This window comes from Microbacterium sp. UBA3394 (genome assembly GCF_002358725.1).
Classification (GTDB): domain Bacteria; phylum Actinomycetota; class Actinomycetes; order Actinomycetales; family Microbacteriaceae; genus Microbacterium; species Microbacterium luteum.
In genome coordinates this window covers 1-2,882 of the sequence record NZ_DEPK01000065.1, presented here as the reverse complement: position 1 = coordinate 2,882, position 2,882 = coordinate 1, and the positions used below count along the sequence as shown (strand labels likewise).

Sequence of the window (2,882 nt, the reverse complement as noted above, 5' to 3'; positions counted from 1 at the left end):
CGCGCCACCGGTGCTCCCGCGGTGTTCTGGCTCGACGTCAACCGCGCCCACGACGCTCAGCTGATCGCGAAGGTGCACCAGGGGCTCGCGCTCCTGGACACCTCCGACGTCGAGATCGTGATCCTGCCGCCGGCCGAGGCGACGCGCTACACCCTCGAGCGGATGCGGCGCGGCGAGGACACCATCTCGGTCACCGGCAACGTGCTTCGCGACTACCTCACCGACCTCTTCCCGATCCTCGAGGTCGGCACGAGCGCCAAGATGCTCTCGATCGTGCCGCTGCTCGCCGGTGGCGGTCTGTTCGAGACCGGCGCGGGCGGCTCCGCGCCGAAGCACGTGCAGCAGCTGGTCGAGCAGAACTACCTGCGGTGGGACTCGCTCGGCGAGTTCTTCGCCCTGGCCGCGTCGCTCGAGCACCTGGCCACCACGACCGACAACCCTCGCGCGCAGGTGCTGGCGGACACGCTGGATGCCGCGACCGGGACGTTCCTCGAGAACGACAAGTCGCCCGGTCGCAAGCTCGGTTCGATCGACAACCGCGGCAGCCACTTCTACCTCGCGCTGTACTGGGCGCAGGAGCTGGCCGGCCAGCAGGCCGACGCGGAGCTCGCGGAGATCTTCGCCCCCGTCGCCGAGGCCCTCGCGACGAACGAGCAGAAGATCGTCGACGAGCTCGCCGCGGTGCAGGGATCGCCCGTCGAGATCGGCGGCTATTACCGCCCCGACGGCGACGCGGTCGACAAGGTCATGCGTCCGTCGGCCACGCTGAACGGCATCATCGACGCCCTCAGCTGAGTCCGGCTCTCACGAGAACGGCGCCCCACCCTCGCGGGTCGGGCGCCGTTCTCGTCTCGCCGCGCGCTGTCAGCGGGCGGCGATGTCGCTCGGGCTCAGGCGTGGATCCACACGTCGGTGCCGTTGGCGGTCCAGTTGAAGATCTGCTCGGCCCGCCACTCGGGCATGCCGACGCATCCGTGGCTCATGGGCGTGCCCCAGTTGGAGTGCCAGTACACGCCGTGGAAGGCCTGGTCGCCGTTGAAGTACATGACCCACTTGACGTCGGGGGTCGTGTAGGTCACCGGATCGCCGTTGGCATCGAGGAGCACGTCGCCGTTGGCGTCGCGCTCGCTGCCGCGCATGGTCTGACTCGTGAGGTGCGCGTGGACCGTGTAGCGACCGGTGTAGGTCGGCGTGTTGCTCTGACCGCTCGAGATCGCCCAGCTGTCGACGACCTGGTCGTTCTCCTTCAGGTAGAGCATCTGCGAGCTGAGGTCGACCTCGAGCAGACGCACCACCTCGGCGGTCTCGTAGGGGGTCTCGACCACCGGGAGCTGGTACGCGCCGTTCGCGGTGGCGAGCTGCTCGGAAAAGCCCGCGGCGATGCCGTCGGTGGTCTCCAGTTCGCGGCCGACGGTGCCCTCGTTCTCTTCCGCGAGGGTCGTGCCGGCCATGTTCACGAGGACCTTGTTGTTCACCGGGTCGCGGTTCACAGCCTCGGGCAGGGTGTCCACGACCTCCTGCACGGCGGACTCGTCGACGGCGATGTCGAGGGTGCCGCGCTCGCCGGGGGACAGCGTGATCCAGGATGCGAGCGTCGAGGCCTCGATCGGAACGACCCGTTCGTCGCCGACATAGAACCCGGCCTCGTCGAGCATCGTGTTCAGGCGCGCGGCGGTCGCGTCGGCCACGTAGGTCTCCCGTTCGGGCGAGACCGGCGCGGCGACGGCGTCGACCTCGATCGTGGTCTCGCCGGCCGCGAACGCGGTGGCCAGGCTCTCGCGCACCGCGCCGGCGTCGACGCCGGTTCCGTCGACGCCGGGCGTCACGACGTAGGCGGTGCTGTCGGCGTCGAAGGCAACTTCCGCGTCGACGGGATCGGTGTACATCGCCGGGACGGCGGCGGCGAGGGCTTCGGCCGCGACGGCCTCGTCGATCGCCACGGGGGTGTCGAGGGGTTCGGGGAACCACGCCGTGATGTTCCAGAGGGGATGCTCGGCGAAGGCGGTCTCGGCGAGGGCCTGTGCCTCGACGGTCGCTCCGAGGTCGGCGCCGGAGACACGGGCGTCGCCCCCGTCGCCGGCGAGCACGACGGTCGTCTCGGCGAGTCGGCCGGAGATGGCGTCGGCGGCGGCGCCCTGCGTCATGAAGCCGACATGGACGCCGGCGACCGATGTGCCGGGCGCGATGAGCACGAGCGATGCTGCGGCCGCGCCGAGGGCCACGACCCCGGCGCCGATGCCGATCCACAGGCCGATGCGCCGTTTGCGCGGCTCCGGCTCGACCGGGGCCCACTCGTAGGTGGGATCGGTCGGAACCGTCGCGTCGTCGCCCGAGGTCGGTCCCCCCGCACCCTCGTCGACACCCGCGTCCGGTCGTGTCACGACATCCGTCACGCGCTCACCCCCGCCTGCTCTGCACCTTCATCCATGGTAAAGGAGGCCGGATGCGGGCGTGCTACGGATTGATCACGGTCTGCCGAGAATCGTTCAGCCCGCGCAGAGCTCCTCGAAGGCCGCGCCGGTCTCCTGGAAGCGGGTGCCGATCTCCTCCAGATCCTCGACCCCCGACGCGTCGCCCTCGCCGAGGGCGACGAACACCTCGCCGGCCTCCGCGAACATCTGCTGCAGATCGGGCACCAGCGCGGCGACCTCGTCGTTGGTGATCGCTCCGGCCTCGGTCGCGAGCTCCGCGGCAGCGGCCTCCATGGCCTCCGCGACCGCGGCCAGGTCGTCGGCATCGCCGCCTTCGAACTCGGCGGTCGCGTCGGTGATCGTCTGGGCGATCACGGCGCACGCGTCCTCGACGCTCTGGCCGTCGTCGCCCGGGGCGTCCTGCGACTGTCCGGTGCTCTCGCCCTCGGCCGTGGCGGCCGTGGCTGCGGT

At 70.7% G+C, this 2,882-nt stretch carries 3 protein-coding genes; 1 reads left to right on the top strand and 2 read right to left on the bottom strand.

Going from position 1 to position 2,882, the window contains the following annotated elements; genetic code table 11:
• The coding region (locus B4E30_RS03610) for an NADP-dependent isocitrate dehydrogenase (protein ID WP_286793529.1) at nucleotides 1-795 on the top strand (795 nt) is incomplete at its 5' end.
• A 95-nt stretch (nucleotides 796-890) separates the two neighbouring features.
• Here B4E30_RS03610 and B4E30_RS03605 read toward each other — a convergent pair.
• Nucleotides 891-2,393, bottom strand: a complete 1,503-nt coding sequence (locus tag B4E30_RS03605) for a L,D-transpeptidase family protein (RefSeq protein WP_286793528.1) — start codon at nucleotides 2,391-2,393, stop codon at nucleotides 891-893.
• 93 nt (nucleotides 2,394-2,486) lie between these two features.
• Nucleotides 2,487-2,882, bottom strand: a 396-nt coding sequence (locus B4E30_RS03600) for a hypothetical protein (RefSeq protein ID WP_286793527.1), incomplete at its 5' end; no start/stop codon positions are given.